Source organism: Chitinophaga dinghuensis (assembly GCF_003259435.1).
GTDB classification, from domain to species: Bacteria; Bacteroidota; Bacteroidia; order Chitinophagales; family Chitinophagaceae; genus Chitinophaga; species Chitinophaga dinghuensis.
In genome coordinates this window covers 504,919-530,622 of sequence record NZ_QLMA01000004.1, presented here as the reverse complement: position 1 = coordinate 530,622, position 25,704 = coordinate 504,919, and the positions used below count along the sequence as shown (strand labels likewise).

The window sequence follows — 25,704 nt, the reverse complement described above, 5'->3', positions numbered from 1 at the left end:
ATGGAATTACTCGAAAAATATAAAACTGTAAGAGAACGTTCTGAAACCATCTGCTCCCCGTTGAAAACGGAAGATTATGTGGTACAACCCGTGGTAGATGTGAGTCCCCCGAAATGGCACCTGGGCCATACCACTTGGTTCTTCGAAACATTTATCCTGCAACCTAACGTTACTGGTTATACGGAATTCGATCCTCAATATAACTTCGTTTTCAATAGTTATTACGAATCCGTTGGTTCCCGTGTAATCCGCACCGACAGAGGAAATCTCAGCAGACCATCTGTAGAGGAAATCATGCAATACCGCCGCCATGTGGATCATGCAATGGAAAAATGGTTATCCAAACCCATTCCGCCTGCGCTGGAACCGTTGCTGATACTCGGTTTAAATCATGAAGAACAACACCAGGAACTGCTGTACACTGATATAAAATATATCCTCGGACATAATCCCCTGATGCCGCCGTATGACCGGAATCGGGCTACCATCGCCAGTAACGGACATCCGCAGGAATGGATAGATATGCCTGCTGGTATTTATGATATCGGCTATCAGGGTAATGGATTTTGTTTCGATAATGAGTTAGGGAGACACCAGGTATCCCTCGGGCATTATGCCATCAGTTCTACGCCAGTGTCCAATGCAGATTTCCTGGAGTTCATTAACGCTGGCGGCTATACGGATTTTCGCTATTGGCATGCCGAAGGATGGGATTGGGTGAAAACCAGGGAAATAAAAGCTCCTTTATACTGGTATTATATAGATGGGCAATGGCAACAATATGGCTGGCAAGGCTTACAGCCGATAAAACCGGAAGATCCGGTCTGCCATGTGAGTTATTACGAAGCGGCCGCATATGCCGCTTGGAAAGGATTCCGCCTGCCTACAGAATTTGAGTGGGAAGCGGCGGCAGATAAGTTTCATTGGGGCCAGCGATGGGAATGGACAGAAAGTGCCTATCTCCCCTATCCCGGCTTTAAAAAAGCCCCAGGCGCTATCGGCGAGTATAATGGGAAATTCATGGTAAACCAAATGGTACTGAGGGGCGCCTCCGAAGTAACCCCACCAGACCATAGCCGGAAAACATACCGCAATTTCTTCCATCCTCCTTTACGATGGCAGTTTACCGGTATCCGACTGGCAAAAAGTTAATTATTCTCAGACATTACAATACTCCATTATGGCATACCCTACTGTAATTCCAACACCAGCAACTGTTTGCAGAACATTCCGCCACAACAACGCTTTCTACAATGACGTAGTACAAGGCCTCCGCGCGCAGCAGAAATACCTGGACCCTAAATATTTCTATGATGCCGAAGGCGATGTCCTCTTCCAGCAAATCATGCAATGCCAGGAATATTACCTGACCGATTGTGAAATGGAAATCATGATGCAGCAGTCCTCTAATATCGCCGCTACTTTCAATCAGTATGCGGACAGCTACGATATCGTGGAACTCGGCGCAGGAGACGCTTCCAAATCCGTTCACTTATTACAACAACTGCTCAATAACGGTACCGACTACACGTATTACCCTATTGATATATCCGGCAACGTGATACAGTTATTAAACAATACGCTTCCTCAAAAGCTATCCGGACTGAAGTTCCAGGGATTACTGGGCGAATATTTCAACATGCTGGAAACAGTTAATCAACTTTCCTCCCGGAGAAAAGTACTGTTATTCATGGGAGCAAATATTGGCAACTTCACGCCAACGGCTGCACGTAGTTTCTGTCAGCAGTTGCGTAGTCACCTTCAGCCAGGAGATTTACTGCTCACTGGCTTCGATCTGAAGAAGCACCCACAATTAATCTTACATGCTTATAACGACAGTGCAGGTATTACCCGGGAATTCAATTTCAACCTGCTGCGCAGGATCAATAAGGAACTGGACGCCAACTTCGACACCTCTAAATTTGAGCACTTCCCTACCTACGATCCTATGACAGGAGCTTGTAAAAGTTACTTGATCAGTTTATGCAATCAGCAGGTGCGTATAGGCGAAGACGTTATCATCAATTTTAAAGAAAATGAGCCTTTGTACATGGAGATCTCACAGAAATATGATCCCGTGGAAATTGATCAGCTGGCGGCTTTGGGAGGATTTAAACCAATCACGCAGTTTCATGACCAGCGCAATTGGTTTGTAGATTGTTTATGGCAGGCGATATAAGCGCATCATTGATGCCGCTTTTTTCCCCTAATTCCATCAGCAGGAACTAATGGCAGTCCCATTGATTTTGTGCGGGCAAACCATTTTACTCGAAAAATTGACTCGGTGATCCCGTTATATATTGCCATAGAAGGCTTGCCCGGTTCTATAAAAACCGGAATAGTGTTATCATCCATTAATGTGATGGAAGTCTTGCCTCTCAAAGAAAAGGATACATCCTTCATGTCTGTATTGGAAACCTGATACCGCTTTTTATCATCAACAGTATATACACGTCTGGTAGTCAGCAAAGACCAGTTATCGTTATCTATGAAAGTAAGTACTATTGGAAGCTCCTCTGTTTCCAGCGTAATCTGCTCCTGCACGGGAGTCAGTAGGTATAAACATTTGAATAGCGCATCAACACAAATGCCAGCAGCTCAGTAGCCCAGCAGCCCAGCTCCTTCTACGCCACATTGCAAGCCCATTCGCATACATCTCCCCTCCTCCACATCCATCTCTTTGCCTCTTTGCTGCTTTGCGTGAAAAAACAACAAAACACAATCCCTTGCTGCCTCCCTCCTTTGCTGCTTTGCGTGAAAAAAACAACAAAACACAATCCCTTGCTGCCTCCCTCCTTTGCTGCTTTGCGTGAAAAAACAACAAAACACAATCCCTTGCTGCCTCCCTCCTTTGCTGCTTTGCGTGAAAAAATCAAAACACAATCCTCTGCGACCTTTGCCTCTCTGCGCCCTTTGCGAGAAAAAACTCAAGGCCAGCATTTCAACATTCTCCGCAAGGTAACAATTTCCCCTGTATGATAAGCCGTATGATCCGCTATCAGCACGGCTTCCCGGAATAAGTGCTGCCCGTCTCCGTGTGCAAAGGGCTCGAACAAGGCTGCCTCTGGTTTTTCCAGTAGTGCAATAAAATCATGTAGCTCTTCCTTAATTTTATCAAGCGACTTTTTCCAATGTGCTTCGTCTCTGGGGGCTGTTTCTTTAGGCCAGTAGTCGTGTGGCCAGTTCATTTCTTTATAATGTGGATTGCGGCTGAATTCCAGGATATCCCATTGTGTAATGCGGATATGTTCTACCAGTTGCCAGATACTGTATGGCATGTTATCTGGTACAACGCCACGCATATCGGCGGGCAGATGTTTAATGGCGTCGGTCAGTGTAACATGCGCATTTCCCTGTAGCAGTAAGTCTTTCAGGGATTTTACAATTTGTTTTTGCATATCCATATCACAAACATTTAGGGTGTTACTGAATGTAAGCATTTTTCATGAATGTCTGGAACACGTAATTTCGCTGCGCATTTGAAAGTATGAATATAGCATATTGGAATCAATACATAGGGGGCAGGAAGTATTACAAGGACGTTCGTGTCTCCAGATATATGGATAAAGAGCAAGCCATTGCCAATTTCTTTGCCATTGGCGGAAAACGGGGCTGGTATTATGGAAATCTTCTTTGGAAGGTCCGGGGCTGGATGGACGAGCTAGTAGGCGGTCCAGGCTTACGGAGAGGCAGAAAGGACGAAATAACGCTTCAAACAGGCGATTATACGGATTTTTGGCGGGTATTAGCCGCTAACCGACAACAAGGCGTATTGTTGCTGCAAGCGGAGATGAAAGTGCCTGGAGAAGCGTGGTTACATTTTGAGGTATTGGGGGAGACACTGGTCCAAACGGCCATCTACGTTCCGCGTGGGTTGGCTGGGGAGCTTTATTGGTGGAGTGTCTGGCCATTCCATGGCTTCATTTTTCCGGGTATGTTGCAAGGTATTATCCACTATAAAAATGATAAAAGCCGCCTCTGATGGAGAGACGGCTTTTATGGTTATGATGATTTCCGTTAATATTAGTTACCTGGTTTTTCCAGCAGTTTGAAGAACTGATCCAGCTGAGGCAGAATCACGATTCTTGTTCTGCGGTTAGCCGCTTTACCTTCCGGCGTATCATTGCTGGAAACAGGTACAAATTCAGAGCGACCGGCAGCAGTCATCCTTGCAGGAGGAATACCGTATTGGTTCTGCAGAATACGTACTACGGAAGTCGCACGTTTAACAGACAGATCCCAGTTATCCAGTAATACATTCGGACGATAAGGTACATTGTCTGTATGACCTTCCACCATGAATTCAATATCAGGCTGGTTCAGCAGTACTTTCGCCACTTTACCTAATACATCTTTCGCTCTGTCAGTTACATCATAGCTACCGCTTTTAAACAGCAGTTTATCGGAGATGTCAATGTAAACTACTCCTTTTTCCACTTTGATATTGATGTCTTTATCATCCAGGTTGCCAATGGCGCCTTTCAGATTCAGGACCAGCTGCATATTAAGAGAGTCTTTGCGGGCAATTGCACCTTGCAGATCCTTAATGTAAGCATCTTTCGCACCGATATTGTCCAGTGATTTCTTGATACTTTCCGCCTGGGAACTGGAAATAACAGACAGTTCCTTCAGGTGTTCCAACATTTGCGTATTGTTTGTCTGTAACGCTTGTTGCTTTTCCGTCATGTTCTGAATACGATCCTTATAGTTTGCGGCAGCTCTCGCAGCATCCTCATCGCATTGTCTCAGCTTCTCCGTTGTTGCCTTATAGAGGCTGTCTAAACGGGCATTTCTTGCTTCAGATTCCCGAAGCTTTTTCGGAGCAGAACAAGATGCCAGTACGGTTGAAACAGCAAGCACAGGCAGGATAAAACGGTCTATTTTCATAAAGTTTACATTTAAATAATCTTATAAAAAATCGTTAATGGGTAACAAAAGGACGTTGGCAAGTTAATGCGCTATAAGCAAATAACAGGCCGAATCTGCTTAGAATTAACAAAACCTTGCCATTTGAATTAAAATTTGATTAGTTACATATATTTAAATATAATTGCAATCATGTATCTGTAAATATTTAATTTATAATACGGCCCACTCGCAAGGCCTGCCAGGAGCTTCGCTACCCGACACATGTCGATTTTTATAAACTATTATTATTTTCGTTACTGGTCTGTTCACTAACTTTAAGCGACAAAAAAAGCAGGGATGTTTAGGATTATCTGAGTAACTTACCCGCCAGCTTGTTCACTGTATCTGTTTTTCCAATAATTGCTGTAATGTATGAGAAAGGTGGTTTCTTCGGGTCAACCAACAATAAAGGAAATTGCAAAAAGGCTGAATATCTCTGTATCTACCGTATCCAGAGCATTGCATGATCATCACAGTATTGGCCTCAGAACGAAGGCCAGAGTACAGCAGTTAGCTGCTGAACTGGGATATGAACGCAATCAGACTGCTATTTTCTTTCAGCAAGGCAAAACATTTACCATCGGTATCCTGTTGCCAGAGCTCTCTGAAGCCTTTTTCTCCAGCGCTATCAGCGGTATTGAAGACACGGCCTACAGCAACAATTACACCGTCCTCCTGGGGCAATCCCACGATGACGAGGCCAGGGAAAAACAAATCATTCAAAGCTTCAAACAACACCGGGTAGACGGATGTATCGTGTCTATCGGAAAAAATACCAGTAACTACGACCATTTTGAAATGCTTCGGCAAGCGAAAATACCGGTGGTATTCTTCGATCGTATCCCCGATCTTCCTAATATCCACTCCGTTTCCTGTAACCTGGAATCAGGTACCGTTCAAGCGGTAGATTTCCTGCTGAAAAAAGGACATCGCTGCATAGGAATGATCAACGGCCCCGAACAACTGATGGCCAGCAAAGAAAGAGCCGCCGGATATATCCGCGCCCTGGGCAAACATCGCCTGAAATATGATCCTGAACTGATTGTAAACGCCGACCTTACCGCTGCAGGTACCGACGCTGCCATGCAGCACCTGCTGACACTCAAAAGAAAAGTGACGGCTGTGGTGACTTTCAACGACTATGTAGCCATGGATGCAGTGCAATATGCACTCAAACAAAAACTGGAAATAAATAAAGACATTACTTTTGTATCTTACGCCAATACGCCGGTGAGCAGTTACACTGCATTTCCACCCGCGGCATCCGTAGAACAATTTCCTTACGAACAAGGGCAGGCAGCCACCAACATGCTACTCGATATCCTGAATGGCACATTACCACTCAACGATTATCAGCAACGCATCATGGAGTCGCAATTGGTATTACATACCTAAATAAATGGTTGGATATTGATTTTTAGTAAAACATCGTTTCTGCCGCAAACCTAGCCACAGCATTTTTACTATGGCAGGTCACGACGCTGTTCACTGTCTGTAAGATAAAATTGTTCACTGTTGCACAACCAAATGTGCGTTATTCACTGTAACACGCATTTGGAAAAATGCGATCCTTTTGTTCACTGTTGGCGCGATAATTGTTCACTGTATGCGCCGTACTGTTCACTGTTCTAAATAAGCTGCTTTTCTTGCGTAAAGAAATTTTACTCTCTTTACCAATTACACCACTATTTTAAGCAAATGTTTTTACATATCATCTACGCAAACGCTTGCGTTAACCACGCAAGCGTTTGCGTAATTGGCAAAATCCATTGTTTTTTATTAGCTTGGCTCGCAATTCATTCCGTAAATAATTCCAACAAATGAAAAAATTGCTGCTTCGCCGGCTGAAATCCTTACTGCCAGCCCTTTTTACAACAACCATGCTACAGGCCCAAACAAATCCGGCCAAACCTAAAACAACTTTCATTTATCACGACGCCATGGAATTTCCTGTGATAGATAAGTATCACCAGGAACATAATTATAACCGCCTGCCGGAAAAATTCAAGGCAACAGTACGCCCGGAAGTCTGGGCCCTCAGCCTCAATTCTGCCGGCATTGCCATCCGCTTCCGCTCCAATGCTGCTGCGATCTCCGCTAAATGGAAAGTAAAGAACAATGCCAGCATGAACCACATGACGGCCACTGGTATCAAAGGACTTGATCTCTATGCGCTTGTAAATAACAACTGGCAGTTCGTAAACAGCGGCATCCCGGACAATTCCGGCAGCTCAGAACGTACCCTCCTAAACGGCGAACAACAGGTTGAAAGGGAATACCTCCTCTTCCTGCCATTATACGACGGTGTGGACTCCTTATCTATCGGCGTGAATGCCGGTGCAGAAATTACCCCGCCCGCCAGTCAGTTCTTATTAGATAAAAAACCTATCGTCTACTACGGCAGCAGTATCGCACAAGGCGGCTGCGCTTCCAGACCAGGCATGGCCTACACCAACATCCTCGTACGCAAACTGCAACGCCCTATCATCAACTTCGGATTCAGCGGCAACGGTATGTTCGAAACCAATGTTGGCGAAGCCCTCTGCGAAACAGATCCTGCTCTCTTTGTGATCGATTGCAATCCGAATACTACGCCAGATCTTATCCACGAAAGAGCTGTTAAACTGGTGCAACAAATCCGTACCTGCAAACCAGGCGTACCTATCCTCCTCGTAGAAAATTTCATGTATGAAAGCGCCTACTTCACCCCTTCTGTTAAAGAGATTGCACTCAAAAAACAAGCAGAACTGAAAAAAGCCTATGCCGATCTACAAAAACTGGGCTTTAAAAATCTGTATTACATGACGGGAGAAAACTTTATCGGCGAAGATCATGAAGGTACCGTGGATGGCGTTCACCCTACCGATGTAGGCATGGAACGCTTTGCTGCCCATATTCTCCCCACATTACAAAAGTTGACAAAAGGTAAACCCTGATCTCTCTACATAAAACCAAAAATCGACACAATGAAAAGCGTATATGCTTTACTGTTAGCCTTACTCGGTATGGCCTTTTCTACCCGTTCTTTTGCTGCTACGGAAGATTCCGTTCGCCTGAAAGGCTTTCCCTCCGCTGGTTACTGGCTGAATAAACCCGCCAACGCTGTAGCTAAACACGATAATATCAGCATTGTCGCCGGCAAGGGAACCGACTTCTTCCACTATGGTGGCGGAGATTTTAAAATGACCACCGCACCTATCCTGCTTTTCAATCCAGACGCAGACTTCACCGTTACTGCTAAACTAAAAGTAGGCTTCAAAGATACCTATGATGGCGGCGCAATTTTCGTATATGCAGATAGTACCCATTATATCAAATTTCTTTTTGAAAAAAGTCATTATGGCACCATGTCTGTCTGCTCCGGCGTTACCAACACCTACACAGACGACGCCAATAACGCAGTCGCACCAACGAATGAAGTATGGATGCGCCTGAGCAAAAGAGGAAACTTCTATGGTATGTTCTATTCTATGGATGGAAAAACATGGGTAGCAGCGCGACAAGTAAATTTCCAGCCTGGCGGCAAAATCAAACTGGGCTTCTCTTCCCAGTCGCCACTCGGCGCCAGCTGCGAAAGTATATTCTCTGATATCCAGTATTCCCCCAAAGGGTTTACCAACGGCAATACCGGCGAGTAATCGCGCCATATGCTTGCAAATAAAAACGGGCGACATCTAAGATGTCGCCCGTTTTTATTTGACTGTTTGATATTTATTTTATTTGAGATAAAGATCAAAGTAATCTGTAATCTTCTGCATCAAATGAACCCTGTCTTTCCCCAACACATTATGTAAATGTCCTGGATAAACAAAATAATCCACTTGCGTACCCGTATCCACACAGGATTTCAGGAACTTAATGGAATGCTGCCATACTACCACATCATCATTGGTACCATGAATCAACATCAGATGGCCTTTCAGATTTTTTGTTTTAGTGAGCAGGTTGTTATCTGCATATCCCTGCGGATTTTCCTGCGGCGTATCCATGTAACGCTCTGTATACATGATTTCATACATAGACCAGTCAATTACCGGACCACCCGCTACTGCTGCTTTAAACACATCCGGATGACGTAACATCAGCGATGTGGTCATAAATCCTCCGAAGCTCCAGCCATGTACGCCCATTTTGTCGGCATTTACATAAGGAAGTGACTTCAGGTAGGCCACGCCCTGCAGCTGGTCATTCATCTCCACAGTACCTAACTGACGGAAAGTAGCCTGTTCAAAAGCCATTCCTCTGTTCAGACTACCCCGACCATCCATCGTAAATACGATATAGCCATGCTGCGCCATATATTCATACCACAGATTGCCGCTGGCAGGCCAGGTATTCTTGATCAGCTGTACGTTAGGGCCATTATAGAGATATACAATCACCGGATATTTACGGGTAGAATCGAAATCTGTCGGCAGAATTATTTTACCATACAATGGCGTACCATCATCTGCTTTCAGGGTAACATTCCGGATTTCAGGACGTTTGAATTCCTTCAGTGCATCCTTACTTTCCAGCAGCGTTTGCGCCCATTTACCTTTTACCGCCACTACCTGCGAAACAGCAGGAACATTAGCTGAGCTGTATACATCCAGCAAGTAATTACCATCATGACTTAGTTGCGCTTCATGCCATCCCGCTGCATTATCCAGTCGACGCATTGCTGCATTTTTCAGAGAAACTGCATATGCATGTTTCTCCATTGGACTTTCTTTCGCGGTGGTAATCACGATTTCGCCTGTGCCGGAGTTGAAGCCCAGGATATCATTCACTACCCACTCGCCTTTTGTCAGCTGACGAATTAATTGTCCGTTGGTATTGTAGAGGTACAGATGACGGAAACCATCTCTGTCGGAATACCAGATGAACTGATCGTTTTTACCAGGTACGAATGTCAGCCCATGTTCCGGATGCACATATTTGCTGTCTGTTTCTTCAAAAAGTGTTTTCACCAGGTCGCCGGTAGCGGTGCTGTACTGATTCAACCAGAGGTGATTTTGCTCGCGATTAAGAATGGCAATATAGACAGACTGCTGATCCGGCGCCCAGGTAACTCCTGTGAGGTAATGATCTGCTGGCAGACCGGTTTTCAGAAATATCGTTTTTTGTGTGGTTGGTTGGTAGATGCCAAGGGTTACTTCGTGAGATTTACCGCCGGCCATCGGGTATTTTATCAGGTTGGCTTTTGCTGGTACTACAGACCAGTCTACCACCGGATAATCATTCACCATTCGTTGATCCATACGGTAGAAGGCCAGCTGGTCACCGTTTGGAGAGAAAAATATGCCACCGCTGATACCGAATTCATCGCGGTGTACGCTCTTTCCGTTCACAATGTTCGCATCGGCGTCATTTGTTACCGGGAGGGTACGACCATCGGCAGTACGAAGGAAGAGGTTATTGTTGACAGTAAAGGCTATCTGATTGCTTTTAGGGTTTAGGGAGACATTTTCCGCTCCCTCCGGCAGTGTGCAAAGCGAAGCTCCCTGCCATTTCCCTTCTTTCTGGGAAACGGTATATACCTTGTTACCCATTGCAAACCAGGCATTGGAAGCATTGATCCACTTGAGCATTGGCAGGCTGCGAAGCGCATTTCCGGAGAACAGTTGATCACTCAGATTAGCGGCCGTCAATAAAGTATCCGCTTTCATGGAAGGAACGCTGTATTTCACCCAGGCGGTGGAGCCATTTGCTGAGACAGCTCTTGTGTAGGCGTTTTCACCGGGAATCCATTCAAACATTTTCAGCTTTTCGGGGGCCAGCTCCATGCGAAGCCCATTGGTAGCCTCCGACATGGTGTACATCCGCTGCTGGGCATAGGTATATTGCCAGGCACTCATCACACATCCAGTCAAAAGCACTAGGAACGCTTTTTTCATCCTTTAAACTTTTTAGGATGCGAATGTAACCAAAAGAAGCCTGTTTACCGCGTGTAATCAGCTTACCGCCCCATTCCGCTGTATCCATTCCCGTTCTTCCGGTAACAGATAATCGGCCCGTTTTTCTGCAATCCAGGAGAAGGTCTTCTTTACTTCCGCTTTAGCTGCCCGGAATTTCCAAAGGAACTCCATCCCCAGCATCAGGTCTGTGAAACCAGTTTTGTGCGAGTCATTATTGAGATGATGCGCTTCACCCGTTCTTTTGCGGGAAAGTAACTCGGTGATACGATTTATTACCGCCTGTATGGCGTTTTCATCAGCATACTTGTAAATCGCCTGCATGGCCTCAAATTTCAATTGCCCACGCATCAGGCAACGGGCATAGAACAATACCTCTTTCTCCCGTTCTATATCGGCAATAGTGGCAAATGCCAGACTCCTCACATCATGACGGTGATGCTCCAGTAATCTTTTTAAGGCCGCCAGACTCTTGCGGGTGGCAATCTTATTTAACAAGACGGTAATATAATATATATCATATTCGTTTACAGTACGTTGTAACACCTGTAATATCCAATCTTCCACCATAGGATTTTTGGTTCCTTTGAGGGCAAGCAGGGCGGACCTGCGTACATTGGTATTGGCAGACAGGGTATTATTCAGCAAGGGCTGCACATTGATGTAAGAAGGAACCGGCAGGCCCCGTTCCAGGTCCTGTTGAATACCGGTAATCATATCCGGATCTTGCTCTATCTTAAGCCGGTCGATTAAAAAGCGAATAACTTCAGGGTCATTTGTATTGCGGGACAGCTGCGCTATGATATACAAAGCTGCTCTCCTTCTTTCCTTGTCGTCCTCGTGTTCAATGTACTGATACAGGACGGGAATGTAGGCATGATTGGCCAGCTGTTCGGCCTCCCGGAGCGCCTGCCAGCTGATTGTCTGAGTTTCCTGGAGCTGATCTGATCGGTCGCATATCCGGCTGATGAGGTTTTGAATATAGTCCATCGCTGTTGTTATTTTGATCTGCTACCCCAGCATTTCCAAGAACCATACCAACCTGAACAAAGCTGCTTAAATGTGCGGACTCCCCTCTTTCATTAACAGTTTTATACTACATTTGCTGCGGTATTTTTGGATCGGTTTCGATTTATTAGAACAGACTTACAGATGCACATATTACTCAAAAACGTCAAAATTTTAGCGCCTTCCTCTCCTTTCCACGGGCAGCAAAAAGACATTTCCATTCATAACGGCATTATCCAGCAAGTGGCGGACCACCTGGAAGATAGCCATGCTACTGTTATTTCAGGTGAAAACCTGCATGTTTCAGCAGGATGGATGGATATTTTCTCCCATTTCTCTGACCCAGGCCAGGAACATAAAGAAGACCTTTACAGCGGTGTCCAGGCAGCAGCAAAAGGCGGTTATACAACCGTAATGGTTGTTCCCAACACCCAGCCTGCCCTTCATACCAAAGCACAGGTAGAATATGTCATCAGTAAAACACGCCACAGTGCGGTAAACGTACTGCCTATAGGCGCCGCTACCAAAAACCTGGAAGGCGCCGGACTCGCCGAAATGTATGAAATGAAACAAGCTGGCGCAGTAGCCTTCTCTGATGGCTGGAAACCTATTCAATCGCCTGGCCTCCTCCTGAAAGCGCTGCAGTACATCAAAGCATTCAACGGTACCCTGATCCAGTTACCGGATGATCAAAGCGTTTCTGCACATGGCCTGATGAACGAAGGTATTTACTCCACCCAACTGGGTATGCCTGGCAAACCCGCCCTGGCAGAAGAACTGATCGTACAACGCGATATAGAACTGGCAAAATATACAGACTCGCATCTCCATATAACCGGCATTACTACCCGCAAATCTGTTGAAATGATTGCCGCCGCTAAAGCGCAAGGCATCAAAATAACCTGCTCTGTAACGCCTTATCACCTGTCGCTCACAGATGCCAGCCTGATCAACTACGACACCAATCTGAAAGTAAACCCTCCTCTCAGAGGCGCCGACGATGTGAAAGCATTACAGGATGCCGTAAAAAATGGTATTATCGATTGCTTTGCCACCCATCACCTGCCACAGGACTGGGATGCCAAAGTATTGGAGTTTGAATATGCAAAAAATGGTATGATTGGCCTGGAAAGCACCTTCGGCGTACTCCGCAAACATCTGCCGGAAGTCGCACTGGATCATTTGCTGGCCATGCTGACAGACCATCCTCGTAAAATATTCGGCCTGCAACAACCTTCCCTCCAGGAAGGCGCTGTAGCAAACCTCACGGTATTCAACCCAGATGAAGAATGGATTTTCACCGAAGCAGATATTGCTTCCAGGTCCAAAAATTCAGCGTATATTGGAGCTGCCCTCAAAGGAAGAGCCGTAGCTGTGGTAAATAATGGGCAAGTAGCAAAATAAACCTGGTTCTTATATTCCTACATCCATAAAAACAAATTGTTGCTATGTCAAACAAAAACCACATTCCGTTCGGCGTTGTTACTGCCCTTATCCTGTTTGTAATGGGTTTGGTATTGTATTTTGCAAAATTAAATACTGAATCCTGGACCAGCTGGTTAACCATTATTATTTTGGCAGGAGGCGTTATTCTGTCTTGCCTGGATTTCGCAAAGAAAAATCCGGGACAGACTTTCGGAAGCATCTTCGCCAATGGTTTCAAAACCACCGCGGTTATTACCGTTATCTCTATCGTCCTCACATTTGTTATGCTGCTGATCTTCCCAGACATGAAAGAACAGGCATTTGAAATCGCTCGTAAGAAAATGGAAGCAGACGGTAAAATGACGGAAGATCAGATCCAGACAGCCATACAACTGACCCAAAAAATGTATTATGTATTTTTGATCGGCGGTATTCTGTTCACGTACATGATTGTAGGCGTAATCGCTTCATTGATTGGCGCCGGTGCAGCGCCTAAAGGACAAAAAGCCTAGCGCTAAGAAAATATTATCAAGGAGAAATTATCAATGAGTTTGAACATATCCGTAATCGTTCCTTTAAAAAACGAAGAAGAATCACTGCCAGAGCTGGCCGCCTGGATCGACCGCGTCATGCGTGAACACCGTTTCACCTATGAAGTATGGATGATCGACGATGGCAGCACAGACAACTCCTGGCAGGTCATTCAACAGATTGGAACTGAAAACCCACACATCAAAGGCATCAAATTTCAACGCAATTATGGCAAATCCGCCGCCCTCAATGAAGGCTTCGCGGCTGCCCAGGGAGACGTTGTCATTACCATGGACGCTGACCTGCAAGATAGCCCGGATGAAATTCCGGAACTCTATAGCATGATCATCGAAGAGGGTTACGACCTCGTCAGCGGTTGGAAAAAGAAACGCTACGATAACGCTTTTACCAAAAACCTGCCCTCCAAACTCTATAACTACACTACTACCCGCATGAGCGGCGTTAAACTGCACGATATGAACTGCGGTCTTAAATCCTATCGCAGGAAGGTAGTAAAGTCCATAGAAGTATACGGCGAAATGCACCGGTATATCCCTGTCATCGCCAAATGGAACGGCTTCCGTAACATCGGTGAAAAAGTAGTAGAACACAGAGCCCGCAAATACGGCACCAGCAAATTTGGCCTGGAACGCTTTATCAACGGCTTCCTCGACCTCGCTACCATCATGTTTATCGGCAAATTCGGAAAAAGACCCATGCACTTTTTCGGCGCACTAGGTTCCCTCTTTTTCCTGTTGGGTTTTGTAATCGCCGGATATCTCAGCTTAGCGAAAATCTTCTACGATAAATACAATATGACCGACAGACCTATCTTCTTCCTGGCACTGCTGGCAATGATTATAGGTTCTCAATTATTCCTCACAGGTTTCATCGGCGAACTGGTGACACGCAATGCCACCGAACGTAACAGTTACCTGGTTGAAGAAAGAATGGACAATACGCTCTAATGACGCAAAGAAAGAAAATACTAATCATCGGCACAGCCTACCCCTTCCGGGGTGGGCTGGCTGCTTATAACGAAAGACTGGCAGAAGAACTGCAAAAGGAAGGCCATGACGTGGAAATATTCACCTTCACCGTCCAATACCCGAAGTTCCTTTTCCCAGGCAAAAGCCAGTACTCTACAGACCCGGCCCCTGCACACCTGCGCATCAAACGCCTCGTCAATTCCGTCAACCCACTGAACTGGCTCAAAGCAGGCCGCGCTATCCGCAAAATGAACCCGGATATCATCCTCGTTAAATTCTGGCTCCCTATCATGGGTCCCGCTTTTGGCAGTTTGCTCCGCCTCGGCAAAAAGAAAAAACATACCAAGGTCATCTCCATACTGGACAACGTGGTACCCCACGAAAAACGCCCCGGAGATGTTGCCTTCACCAAATATTTCCTCAAACCCGTGGATGCATTTATCGCCATGAGTCAATCTGTACTCAACGATCTCCGCGTATTTGAGCCCAATAAACCAGCCTCCCTCATTCCCCATCCTATCTACGATAACTATGGGGAACACGTCTCTAAAGAGGCTGCAAGAGCCAATTTAAAACTGCAACCTGGGAAAAAATACATCCTGTTCTTCGGCCTTATCCGCGCCTACAAAGGCCTGGATCTGCTCCTCAAAGCCATGGCTGATGAGCGCATGAAACAACTGGACGTACACGCCATCGTTGCCGGTGAATTTTATGAAAACGCTGCCCCTTATCAGCAACTCCTGGAGGAATTGCAACTGGGCGACCGCGCCATCATGCATACCGAATTCATTCCGAACGATGAGGTGAAAAACTATTTCTGTGCGGCCGACTTAGTAGTACAGCCTTATAAAAGCGCTACTCAGAGCGGTATCTCACAGATCGCCTATCACTTTGATAAACCAATGGTGGTAACCAATGTAGGCGGATTAACCGAAATGGTTCCAGACGGCGTAGTAGGATTCCAATGCGAACCCGATCCGCAAAGCATCGCCACTGCCATCGAAAAATATTTCGTGGATAACCGCGAAGCCGATATGATAGCAGCCCTGCAACAGGAAAAATTAAAGTATTCCTGGCATCGCCTGGCCACAGAAATTCATAAATTAGCCGACAACATTTCTTAAGATATCTAAACCAAAACAAAGGCGTGATTTACAGAAGTAAAGCTCCTCTACGTATAGGCCTTGCCGGTGGCGGCACCGACGTAAGTCCTTATTCCGACTTATACGGCGGCGCTATCCTCAATGCCACCATTTCTCTATATGCCCGCGCTTCCATCGAACCGCTGACAGAGAATAAAGTGATTTTTGAATCTGCAGACAGAAGAGAATCCCTCTCCTATGATGCCGTATATCCCCTGCCCCTCGATGGTCAGCTGGATATCCTCAAAGGAGTGGTAAACCGCTTGTATAAAGACTATGGCCAGCTGCCTTCAGGGTTCAGACTGACCACCTATGTGGATGCCCCTCCTGGCTCCGGTCTTGGTACCTCCTCTACACTGGTAGTGGCCGTACTCGGCGCCTTCGCGGAATGGCTGAAGCTCCCCCTCGGCGAATATGACATGGCTCATCTGGCCTACTCCATAGAAAGAGAAGACCTGAAACAAGCCGGCGGTAAACAAGACCAGTACGCAGCCACCTTTGGCGGCGTAAACTTCATGGAATTCTATGCCGGCGATAAAGTAATCGTGAATCCCCTCCGGATCAAAGACATGTATCTCCACGAACTGGAAAATAACCTGGTCCTGTTCTATACGTCTACCAGTCGCCTCTCCTCCAGCATTATATCTGAACAACAGAAAAATGTAAACGAAAAGAAAGACGATTCCATTGATGCCATGCATCATCTCAAAGAGCAATCTGTGATGATGAAAGAAGCGCTGCTCCGCGGTTCCATCGATAAAATCGGGGAAATCCTGGACTATGGCTTCCAATACAAGAAAAAAATGGCTAAAGGCATCTCCAATCCTCAACTGGATGAGATCTACGAAGCAGCCCGCAAAGCCGGCGCCAGTGGTGGAAAAATTTCCGGTGCAGGCGGTGGCGGCTTTATGATCTTCTATTGCCCGAAAAATACCCGCTTCGCAGTAGTCGACGCTTTAGGTAAATTCGGCGGAGATGTTAAACGTTATCATTTTACCAATAATGGTGTTCAAACCTGGAGCATCTAATTTAACTTTACCCGATGAAGCAAGAAATTGTTAACAGACTGAAGGCAAGTATTGCCGTAAAGGAAGCGATCGCACAGGATGAACAACTGCTGGCAACTATACAGCAAGTGGCGGATGTCATTACCAACAGCCTCCGCGAAGACCATAAAATACTTTTCTGTGGAAACGGAGGCAGTGCCGCTGATGCGCAACATCTCGCCGCCGAATTTTCCGGCAGATTCTATAAGGATCGTGCCCCACTCTATGCAGAAGCATTGCATTGCAACTCTTCTTACATGACCGCTGTGGGCAACGATTACGGTTACGATCAGGTATATGCCCGCATCCTGCGCGGCATCGGTCGCAAAGGCGATGTACTGGTTTGTATTTCCACCTCCGGTAACTCCGGCAATATCCTGGAAGCTATGAAAGTGGCCAAAGAACAAGGCATGATCATCGTGAGTATGACTGGCCAGACAGGCGGAAAAATGAAAGCAGACAGCGATTACCTGCTGAATATGCCTTCCACCGATACCCCACGTATCCAGGAAGCCCATATTACAACCGGACATATCATCTGTGAAATAGTAGAAAACAACCTGTTCTCCTGATGACAACAGAATGTATCGTACTGGCGGGTGGCCTCGGCACCCGCCTTCGCAGTGTAGTGGCCGATAAACCAAAATGCATGGCGCCTGTTGGAGATCAGCCATTTCTCTACTACCTGCTGCATTATCTGCACCAACAAGGAATTACTCATGCTATTCTATCTCTCGGCTATAAATCCGAACAGGTGATAGACTGGTGTAATTCCCAGAAATTGCCGCTGCGTATTTCCTTCGCCATAGAACCCGAACCACTGGGCACCGGCGGCGGTATCGTATACGCACTCGGAAAAGTGGAAGGCAATAACGTCTTCATCGTCAACGGCGATACCTATTTCGATGTAAACTTCATGGCCTTTGATACGTTTCACCAGGCACATCATAGCCAACTTTCACTGGCCCTCAAACCAATGGTACAGTTTGACCGCTATGGCACTGTTACTCTGGATGACAACGCTCTGATCACTGCTTTCCAGGAAAAACAATTCATGGAAGCTGGACTCATCAATGGCGGCGTATACCTTACCAGCGCTTCTTACCTGAAAGGCCTCCAATTACCAGAAAAGTTCTCTTTCGAAAAAGAGGTACTGGAGCCAATGGCAGCCAGTCAACAACTGTATGGCTTTATCAGCGATACTTATTTTATCGATATCGGTATACCGGAAGATTATCAGGCTGCCGCCAGATACCTGCCGTATAACCATTAACGTTAGTATATATCATGACCTTATTTCTGGACAGGGACGGTGTCATCAACGACGAAATTAAAGGCGGATACGTCCTGCAATGGGATATGTTCCGCTTCAGCGATGGCGTTCTGCAAGCCCTTGGCCTCCTCCACCATCATTTTGACCGTATCGTCATTGTGACCAACCAACGTTGCATCGGACGCGGCCTGCTCACGCCTACCGGTTTAGAAGATATCCACTCCCATATGCTCACGGAAATCCGCCAGCATGGGGGCAGAATAGATAAAATTTACTATTGCCCGGATGTAAATAATGATAGTCCTTGTCGTAAACCACAGACAGGAATGGCTTCCCGTGCAAAAGAGGACTTCCCAGAGATCGATTTCAGTCAGGCAATCATGGTTGGAAATACATTGGGCGATATGCAATTCGGCCGGAACCTGGGAATGAAAACAGTTTTCATTCCCTCCACTCTCCCCGATATTCAGCTTCCGCATCCATTAATCGATCAAAGATGTAGTTCTCTGCTCGATTTTGCCAGCAGCCTTCCGTCAACAGAACAATAATTTCGCCCTGTAACCGTATAATAAGTATGGTAAAAAAAATATTTCTGTTTATCCTCCTTTCCTGCCCTTTCCTGCAAGCTGTAGCCCAGGTTCCGGACGCCGCCACGAAAGCCCGGCTGCGACATTCCCAGGACACCCTGCAACAGCTCAGTCAGGAGATCTTCCGTGGGAAAGGCGATGATGGCCGTCAGCAAGCCTGCGATGCCTTCATTCCCACCCTGGTGCGGGCATTGAAGAATAAATACTCTTTCAAGTACGCATTCGACTCGCTGCGGACCATCTCCATTCAATATCCGAAGGACAGTACCTTCCGTATCTTCACCTGGGCATTGGAAAGGGAAAACGGCTTCTATCGCCACTATGGCGCCATCCAGATGAATACGGCGGATGGACAACTAAAGCTCTTCCCGCTCTTTGATGCCTCCGATTATATTACCAATACGGATACTATCACGGACAACAAATACTGGTATGGATGTCTGTATTACCATATTGAACAAAGACACTACTTCAACCAGGAATACTATACCCTCTTCGGATGGGATGCCAATAATCCACGCAGCCAGAAGAAAATCGCAGAAATGCTGACCTTCAAAAACGGACAACCCGTTTTTGGTGGCCCATTCTTCAGCTACAGCCAGGATAGCATAAAACAACCTACAAAAAACAGGTTTATCCTGGAATACAAGAAAGAAAGCAGTATCAGTTTGAATTACAACAAGGAGATGGATATGATCGTTTTCGATCACCTGATTTCTGAAAGTAATGAACCAGAGAAGAAATTCACCCTGGTGTCAGATATGGATTATGAAGGCTTCAAATGGATGATGGGTAAATGGACACATGTAGAAAAGATATTCCATGATGCCATCCCATTGGGTAAAGGAGCTCCGGTTCCACAACCGATGGATGTCAAAAAGAAAAACATGATGAATCCGAAAAGTATAGAGGATTATAACCAGGACGCAACTCCGAAACAGCCAACTGGCAATAAAAAGACCAAACAAAAATAAAAACAGGCCGTCTCTACTAAGTAAAGACGGCCTGTTTCTTTATATAGAAGTAATTGTAACTTAGAACAATTCTCCCTGTACATTACTGTCATCTTCCGGATCTGGATCTTCATCTTCCGACAACAATTCTGCACTGATTAAATCATCTCCGGCAATCCTTGTTCCTACTGTTTTCCAGCCGGTTACTTCAATGAATTCTGCCAGGTTGATTTCTTCTTCTTCAGGACTACGTTTTTTACCTGTTTTCAGGAGTACTACCGGTTGTGTATGGGTAGTTACCATTTCCAGGTAGTTGTTAGCGCCTTCCTTAATGAAGGAGAATTTATTATTCAATGTCTGTGTTTCTATTCGGAAACGCTTCACATTGAACTGCTTTTTATCTGCGTCAAAGTAGATAGCGGTAACCACTTTATCCGCGCTGAATTTCTCGATGTAAACCACATCGTTGGATTCGTAGCGGTTGGTCAGTTCGTAGTTAGTCAGTTCGTAAGTACCGTTTTTAAAGGCGACGAAGATTTTATCTTCTCCTTCAAAACTGCCAATATATACGCCGCGTTCTTCGGTATTCAGACGGCCTGTTTCCGGATCATACCAGATTTTCTGGCCTGCCAGCGTGGAGACGCCTTTCTCCTTGAATTTCACACCACGGATAGGGTATTTTGTTACCTGATTACCCATAGAGTTACGTCCTTTGATCGCAATGGTTTCAAAATACAGATCAAACTCCTTGTTTCTGGCAGAGCAGTTAGGACTGAGCTTGATGGTTACCACTTCCGCTTCCCCATTAGGGTTGGCAGAGAAGTAATGTACTTTGGAGTTCTTCTCTCCCTTATGCGCCAGGTCATACACTTTATCGCGGGTTACGCCAGTAACGTTAAAACGTTTGGCATAGCTGACGCCAGTTTTACCTTCCACATAAATCATATTGTAGGTAGTACGTTCATCATTTTTGCGGAACACATCCACATGAATAATATCCTTACCTACAAAGGTTTTATCGGCTACCTTAGTCACCATCATTTTACCATCTTTCAGGAAAACAATGATATTATCCAGGTCAGAACAATCTGCTACGAATTCATCTTTTTTCAGGGAAGTACCGATGAAACCATCTGCACGGTTTACGTACAGTTTCGTATTGGCAATCGCTACCTGTTGCACCTGAATGGTATCAAAGGTTTTGATTTCGGTAAGACGCTCTTTTCCTTTACCATACTTCTTCAACAAACCTTCGTAGTAAGTGATGGTATAATCTGTCAGGTTAGCCAGATCATGTTTCACCTGCTTGATTTCTCCCTCAATACCTTTGATTTGCTCGGTGAGTTCGTTGATATCCAGACGGTAAATTCTGCGTACAGGCTTCTCCGTTAGTTTAAGAATATCTTCACGGGTGATTTCTCGTTTGAGGTTTTTCTTATAGGGACTGAATCCTTTATCAATCGCAGTAAGAACGGCTTCCCAGTCTTTATGCTTTTGCTCCAGTTCCTTGTAGATCCCTTTCTCAAAGAATATTTTCTCCAGGGAGGTATAGTGCCATTTATCTTCCAGCTCACCCAGTTTGATTTCCAGTTCCTGTTTCAGCAGGTCTTTGGTAAAGTCAACCGAAGATTTCAGCAAGTCGGAAGCCGTGAGGAATAATGGCTTATCATCTACAATTACGCAGGCGTTTGGAGAGATGGAAATCTCACAGTCCGTAAACGCATACAACGCATCGATGGTGATATCCGGAGAGATACCAGGCGCCAGCTGCACTTCAATTTCCACGTCTTTGGCGGTATTATCTACCACTTTACGGATTTTGATTTTACCGCTGTCGTTGGCCTTTACGATAGACTCCATCAACTGAGTGGTGGTGATACCATAAGGTACATCCTTTACCAGGAGGGTCTTTTTATCTTTCTCTTCAATATGTGCACGTACTCTTACCTTTCCTCCGCGTTTACCATCGTTGTAGTTCGCCACGTCCACCATACCGCCGGTCATGAAGTCGGGGTACAGATCAAATTTCTTCCCTCTCAGGTATTTAACGGCTGCATCCAGCAGCTCGATGAAGTTGTGTGGTAATATTTTGGTAGACAAACCTACCGCGATACCTTCCGCCCCCTGCGCCAACAGGAGAGGGAATTTCATTGGCAGAGAGAGGGGCTCGTTTTTACGGCCATCATAGCTCAGCTGCCATTGGGTAGTTTTGCCGTTGAAGGCTACATCCAGTGCAAATTTGGACAGGCGGGCCTCAATATACCTTGCGGCAGCCGCGTCGTCTCCTGTTCTCACGTCTCCCCAGTTACCCTGAGTTTCGATGAGGAGGTCTTTCTGACCCAGGTTAACAATGGCATCGCTGATGGATGCATCGCCATGGGGGTGATACTGCATCGTTTGTCCGATCACGTTAGCCACTTTATTGAAGCGGCCATCATCCATTTCCTTCATAGCGTGCAGGATACGGCGCTGAACGGGTTTTAACCCATCTTCAATGCTGGGAACCGCGCGCTCCAGGATTACATAGGAAGCATAATCCAGAAACCAGCTCTCATACATGCCGCCTACATGCGTGACATTATGCAGAGATTCGTCTGTTGTTTGATTTTCCATATCCATTATATCACTTACGATTTTACTTTTATCATTTTTTCAAAATCCGCTCTCCATACACGAATACTGTCTTTTCGTACATCGTCCATAGAGTTCAGTTCAATAAAACAGCAGTCTGTCACCGCTATGAGCTGGTGCCAGATGCGTACAGGGATTTCCACTCTTGCCGGCGCTGTTATCTCTGTCACTACAATTTCATCCCCATCCAACGGACACCAGTGAATTTCAGCAGTTCCGCTAAACAGGTACATGATTTCCTGATTCTTATTGTCACTGTGCCCTTCGTGGTAATGCTGACCGCTACTGCTGCCGGCATTCCTGTAACACAGCATAAAATCTCCGGTACGCTGACAGTCCCACAAATAGTTACTGCCTCTTTCATCGGCGCCTTGCAGGGATACTGGTGTAATACTGATCATATTATGCGGTAGCCTCGTTTGTTGGTGATGCCGGTGTTTCTCCACCTGGCTGTTTTACTTCAAAATCCCGAACCGTTTTCAGTTCTCCTTTGCTTTCCAGCTTTCCTTCCTTCACCAGCTCTTTCAGTCGCCAGGCAAGGAAAAGATCCATTACCGGATATTTCAGCTTGCCGCTCACCTGATTGGCTACACGCCAGGCTTTGATAAACTCTTTGCCAGTTTGCGCCAGCAGGTCTTTATCGTAGAAAGTAACTGTTTCTCCTTTGAGTTTTTTACCGCCTTCCAGCAGCCGAATGCCAGCATTCTCATTCATCAGGCGATGCCATTCGTCTCCATCCAGCTCATATTCAGCCAGGGATACGGGCCTTGCCAGTTTTTTTGCTTTCAGGAATTCCTTGGGCAGAATCTGGTGCAGATGTGTAGGATAAAATACCGCTCCTTTTTCATTCAGGAAAGGAAGGTTATTGAGGTAGATAATATGAATGCGTCCGGAGAAATCGTATAATTTGCTGACCAGCCAATAGTAGCCGGTTACATCGCGGGCATTTTGTCCGGCCCAAATCCAGACTTCCAGTTCGGGGTCTTCTTTCAGCTGTGTTTTCAGGGTAAGAAAGCGGGCCTCATCTTCTGAGTGTTCCGGCTCTTCCGGTTCAGGAGCAGGCGCTTCCTCAAATATCTCCTGTGCTACTGCTGCCGGGCCAGTGCCTTGCAGCTGCTGCCACCATTGCTGGCGTAAAGCCTGACCATCCTTGGTATCCAGGATAAACAGCGGGCCTACGGAGAGGTCATCCTCGAAACAAAGAATATCTCCCTGCATTTTCTCGTCCATTCCCACTGCTTCCGCCAGCACTGCCACGGATGGCTGACCAAACACAATATGCTTTAAGCTCATACGATCTCGTAATTTCTTGACAAACTATTCTTCTACCAGGTCTTTTTCATAGCGCAGGTTGTTAATGATAAACTCCTGTCTTGCCTGTGTATTTTTACCCATATAGTATTCCAGTAATTTCTGGATATGGATGTCTTTCGATAAGATGATAGGCTCTATACGCATGTCTTCGCTGATAAATCTGCCGAATTCTTCCGGTGAGATTTCACCCAATCCTTTAAATCGGGTTATTTCAGGCTTGCTACCCAGCTTCTTCACTGCCTTTTGCTTCTCTTCCTCTGTATAGCAATAAATAGTTTCCTGTTTGTTACGTACACGGAACAGCGGCGTTTCCAATATGTACACGTGCCCATTTTTCACCAGATCCGGGAAGAACTGTAAGAAGAAGGTGAGGATCAACAAGCGAATGTGCATACCATCCACATCGGCATCGGTTGCTACTACAATGTTATTGTAACGCAGCCCTTCCAATCCTTCTTCAATATTGAGCGCATGCTGCAATAAGTTGAACTCTTCGTTTTCGTATACGATTTTCTTGGTAAGCCCGTAGCTGTTCAGTGGTTTACCACGTAAGCTAAATACCGCCTGCGTTTCAACATTACGTGATTTCGTGATGGAACCACTCGCAGAATCACCCTCCGTAATAAAGATGGTGGTATTCAGTCGGCGTGTTTCATTTTCTGCCTTGTCCTTTCCGGAAAACTCTTCATTCAGGTGGAAACGGCAGTCACGCAGCTTACGGTTATGCAGGTTTGCTTTCTTAGCCCTTTCGTTGGCCAGTTTCTTAATCCCTGCCAGCTCTTTACGCTCTCTCTCACTCTGTTCAATACGTTTCTTCAACGCATCTGCCACAGCGGAATTACGATGCAGAAAATCATCCAGATGCTTAGACAGGAAGTCCAACACAAAAGCCTTCATAGAAGGGCCGCCTTCAAATACTGTCAGAGAGCCCAGCTTGGTTTTGGTCTGGGATTCAAATACTGGTTCCTGTACACGTACAGAAACTGCAGCACAGATAGAAGCTCTGATATCTGTTGCGTCATAATCCTTCTTATAGAAATCACGCACCGTTTTTACGAAAGCCTCTCTGAAAGCTGCCAGGTGCGTACCGCCCTGGGTAGTATGCTGACCGTTTACAAAAGAGTAATATTCCTCCCCGTATTGATTTTCGTGGGTAATGGCCACTTCAATATCTTCCCCTTTCAGGTGAATGATCGGATAACGCAGATCCTCTTCATTCGTTTTACGCTGCAACAAATCCAGCAGCCCGTTTTTAGAAAGATATTTCTTACCGTTGAAGTTGATGGTCAACCCTGCATTCAGGAAGCAATAATTCCAGATCTGGTTCTCCAGGAATTCCGGAATATATCTGAAGTTCTTAAATACCGTTTCATCAGGCGTAAAAGTCACCAAGGTACCGTTCCCTTCAGTGGTAGATGTCTCCTTATGATCCTTTACCAGCACTCCTCTCTCAAATTCTGCGGCTTTCAGTCGGCCATCACGGACAGACTGCACCCGGAAGGCACTGGACAAGGCATTTACCGCTTTGGTACCCACCCCGTTCAAACCTACAGATTTCTGAAAGGCCTTACTATCATATTTAGCACCAGTGTTAATTTTACTTACCACGTCCACCACTTTCCCTAACGGAATACCACGTCCGTAGTCTCTGATAGACACGGTGTGCTCCGTTACCTTAATATCGACCTGTTTACCAAAGCCCATGGTATGCTCATCGATACAGTTATCCGTTACCTCTTTCAGCAGGATGTATATACCATCATCCATGCTGGAACCATCTCCTAACTTACCGATGTACATCCCTGGCCGGAGGCGGATATGCTCCCGCCAGTCCAGCGACCTGATGGAGTCTTCCGTATAGGAAGCAAATAGATCCTTATTATCCGTTTTATCCGTATTTGCCATAATATATTAAAGTTTCCTATATACTTATGCTGTTTTTTGTCAATTCCACCCAACTGCTCTACTAAATCTTTTAGCAAAATGGGATTACAGGCAAA

Annotated in this window: 24 protein-coding genes; 15 read left to right on the top strand and 9 right to left on the bottom strand. The window is 45.8% G+C overall.

Going from position 1 to position 25,704, the window contains the following annotated elements; genetic code table 11:
- Both egtB and CLV59_RS14310 read left to right on the top strand, forming a co-directional pair.
- Positions 1-1,152 carry an ergothioneine biosynthesis protein EgtB gene (gene egtB, locus CLV59_RS14315; RefSeq protein ID WP_111592722.1) on the top strand — a complete coding sequence of 384 codons (1,152 nt, stop codon included), beginning with the start codon at positions 1-3 and terminating at the stop codon, positions 1,150-1,152.
- Positions 1,153-1,180: 28 nt separating this feature from the next.
- Positions 1,181-2,179 (top strand): L-histidine N(alpha)-methyltransferase, encoded by a 999-nt coding sequence (locus CLV59_RS14310; RefSeq protein ID WP_111592721.1) that lies wholly within the window; start codon positions 1,181-1,183, stop codon positions 2,177-2,179.
- Positions 2,180-2,184: 5 nt separating this feature from the next.
- Here CLV59_RS14310 and CLV59_RS14305 read toward each other — a convergent pair whose 3' ends face one another.
- Both CLV59_RS14305 and CLV59_RS14295 read right to left on the bottom strand, forming a co-directional pair.
- Positions 2,185-2,544 carry a hypothetical protein gene (locus CLV59_RS14305; RefSeq protein ID WP_111592720.1) on the bottom strand — a complete coding sequence of 120 codons (360 nt, stop codon included), beginning with the start codon at positions 2,542-2,544 and terminating at the stop codon, positions 2,185-2,187.
- 383 nt (positions 2,545-2,927) lie between these two features.
- Positions 2,928-3,398 (bottom strand): DinB family protein, encoded by a 471-nt coding sequence (locus tag CLV59_RS14295; RefSeq protein WP_245950868.1) that lies wholly within the window; start codon positions 3,396-3,398, stop codon positions 2,928-2,930.
- A gap of 89 nt (positions 3,399-3,487) precedes the next feature.
- On the opposite strand from CLV59_RS14295, the gene CLV59_RS14290 reads away from it, so the two are divergent.
- On the top strand, positions 3,488-3,982 hold the full coding sequence (locus tag CLV59_RS14290) for a DUF2867 domain-containing protein (RefSeq protein ID WP_111592717.1): 495 nt from the start codon (positions 3,488-3,490) through the stop codon (positions 3,980-3,982).
- Between the two features lie 41 nt (positions 3,983-4,023).
- Here CLV59_RS14290 and CLV59_RS14285 read toward each other — a convergent pair whose 3' ends face one another.
- A complete protein-coding gene (locus CLV59_RS14285; RefSeq protein ID WP_111592716.1) occupies positions 4,024-4,887 on the bottom strand; it encodes an OmpA/MotB family protein in 864 nt (287 codons plus the stop codon).
- A gap of 393 nt (positions 4,888-5,280) precedes the next feature.
- Here CLV59_RS14285 and CLV59_RS14280 point away from each other — a divergent pair, with 393 nt between their 5' ends.
- The 3 genes from CLV59_RS14280 (at position 5,281) to CLV59_RS14270 (ending at position 8,546) form a co-directional block, all read left to right on the top strand.
- The gene (locus tag CLV59_RS14280) at positions 5,281-6,303 is read left to right on the top strand and encodes a LacI family DNA-binding transcriptional regulator (RefSeq protein WP_111592715.1); all 1,023 of its coding nucleotides are present in this window, start codon (positions 5,281-5,283) and stop codon (positions 6,301-6,303) included.
- A gap of 425 nt (positions 6,304-6,728) precedes the next feature.
- Entirely contained in the window at positions 6,729-7,844 is a 1,116-nt protein-coding gene (locus CLV59_RS14275; protein ID WP_111592714.1) for an SGNH/GDSL hydrolase family protein, read from the top strand.
- A 30-nt stretch (positions 7,845-7,874) separates the two neighbouring features.
- Positions 7,875-8,546, top strand: coding sequence for a DUF1349 domain-containing protein (locus CLV59_RS14270; protein ID WP_111592713.1), 672 nt, complete (start codon positions 7,875-7,877; stop codon positions 8,544-8,546).
- A 78-nt stretch (positions 8,547-8,624) separates the two neighbouring features.
- Here the strand turns inward: CLV59_RS14270 and CLV59_RS14265 are convergent, their stop codons facing one another.
- Together CLV59_RS14265 and CLV59_RS14260 are read right to left on the bottom strand one after the other, a co-directional pair.
- Complete coding sequence (locus CLV59_RS14265) at positions 8,625-10,787, bottom strand: S9 family peptidase (RefSeq protein ID WP_111592712.1); 2,163 nt, start codon at positions 10,785-10,787, stop codon at positions 8,625-8,627.
- A 57-nt stretch (positions 10,788-10,844) separates the two neighbouring features.
- Positions 10,845-11,795, bottom strand: a complete 951-nt coding sequence (locus CLV59_RS14260) for a HEAT repeat domain-containing protein (RefSeq protein WP_111592711.1) — start codon at positions 11,793-11,795, stop codon at positions 10,845-10,847.
- Between the two features lie 162 nt (positions 11,796-11,957).
- Between CLV59_RS14260 and CLV59_RS14255 the strand changes: the two genes are divergently transcribed.
- From CLV59_RS14255 to CLV59_RS14215, 9 genes are read left to right on the top strand one after another with little or no spacing between them, the layout of a single operon-like run.
- Positions 11,958-13,217 carry a dihydroorotase gene (locus CLV59_RS14255; RefSeq protein WP_111592710.1) on the top strand — a complete coding sequence of 420 codons (1,260 nt, stop codon included), beginning with the start codon at positions 11,958-11,960 and terminating at the stop codon, positions 13,215-13,217.
- Between the two features lie 44 nt (positions 13,218-13,261).
- Positions 13,262-13,750 carry a DUF4199 domain-containing protein gene (locus CLV59_RS14250; RefSeq protein WP_111592709.1) on the top strand — a complete coding sequence of 163 codons (489 nt, stop codon included), beginning with the start codon at positions 13,262-13,264 and terminating at the stop codon, positions 13,748-13,750.
- Between the two features lie 39 nt (positions 13,751-13,789).
- Positions 13,790-14,737: a glycosyltransferase family 2 protein gene (locus CLV59_RS14245; RefSeq protein ID WP_111592922.1), complete on the top strand. Its 948-nt coding sequence runs from the start codon at positions 13,790-13,792 to the stop codon at positions 14,735-14,737.
- Positions 14,737-15,882 carry a glycosyltransferase gene (locus CLV59_RS14240; RefSeq protein ID WP_111592708.1) on the top strand — a complete coding sequence of 382 codons (1,146 nt, stop codon included), beginning with the start codon at positions 14,737-14,739 and terminating at the stop codon, positions 15,880-15,882. Before CLV59_RS14245 ends, CLV59_RS14240 begins: the two co-directional genes overlap by 1 nt.
- 23 nt (positions 15,883-15,905) lie before the next feature.
- Positions 15,906-16,928, top strand: coding sequence for a GHMP family kinase ATP-binding protein (locus CLV59_RS14235; protein ID WP_111592707.1), 1,023 nt, complete (start codon positions 15,906-15,908; stop codon positions 16,926-16,928).
- 14 nt (positions 16,929-16,942) lie between these two features.
- The gene (locus tag CLV59_RS14230; RefSeq protein ID WP_111592706.1) at positions 16,943-17,518 is read left to right on the top strand and encodes a D-sedoheptulose-7-phosphate isomerase; all 576 of its coding nucleotides are present in this window, start codon (positions 16,943-16,945) and stop codon (positions 17,516-17,518) included.
- The gene (locus CLV59_RS14225) at positions 17,518-18,219 is read left to right on the top strand and encodes a nucleotidyltransferase family protein (protein WP_111592705.1); all 702 of its coding nucleotides are present in this window, start codon (positions 17,518-17,520) and stop codon (positions 18,217-18,219) included. The genes CLV59_RS14230 and CLV59_RS14225 overlap by 1 nt, the downstream gene beginning before the upstream one ends.
- Before the next feature lie 14 nt (positions 18,220-18,233).
- Complete coding sequence (locus CLV59_RS14220; protein WP_111592704.1) at positions 18,234-18,767, top strand: D-glycero-alpha-D-manno-heptose-1,7-bisphosphate 7-phosphatase; 534 nt, start codon at positions 18,234-18,236, stop codon at positions 18,765-18,767.
- Positions 18,768-18,793: 26 nt separating this feature from the next.
- On the top strand, positions 18,794-19,780 hold the full coding sequence (locus CLV59_RS14215) for a hypothetical protein (RefSeq protein ID WP_111592703.1): 987 nt from the start codon (positions 18,794-18,796) through the stop codon (positions 19,778-19,780).
- A gap of 60 nt (positions 19,781-19,840) precedes the next feature.
- Here CLV59_RS14215 and CLV59_RS14210 read toward each other — a convergent pair whose 3' ends face one another.
- The 4 genes from CLV59_RS14210 to CLV59_RS14195 are packed head-to-tail and all read right to left on the bottom strand — an operon-like array spanning position 19,841 to position 25,609.
- Positions 19,841-22,372 (bottom strand): DNA gyrase/topoisomerase IV subunit A, encoded by a 2,532-nt coding sequence (locus CLV59_RS14210; protein WP_111592921.1) that lies wholly within the window; start codon positions 22,370-22,372, stop codon positions 19,841-19,843.
- Positions 22,373-22,386: 14 nt separating this feature from the next.
- Positions 22,387-22,791: a hypothetical protein gene (locus CLV59_RS14205; protein WP_111592702.1), complete on the bottom strand. Its 405-nt coding sequence runs from the start codon at positions 22,789-22,791 to the stop codon at positions 22,387-22,389.
- Position 22,792: 1 nt separating this feature from the next.
- On the bottom strand, positions 22,793-23,683 hold the full coding sequence (locus CLV59_RS14200) for a DUF1835 domain-containing protein (protein ID WP_111592701.1): 891 nt from the start codon (positions 23,681-23,683) through the stop codon (positions 22,793-22,795).
- Positions 23,684-23,707: 24 nt separating this feature from the next.
- Entirely contained in the window at positions 23,708-25,609 is a 1,902-nt protein-coding gene (locus CLV59_RS14195) for a DNA topoisomerase IV subunit B (RefSeq protein ID WP_111592700.1), read from the bottom strand.
- Positions 25,610-25,704: the final 95 nt, after the last annotated feature.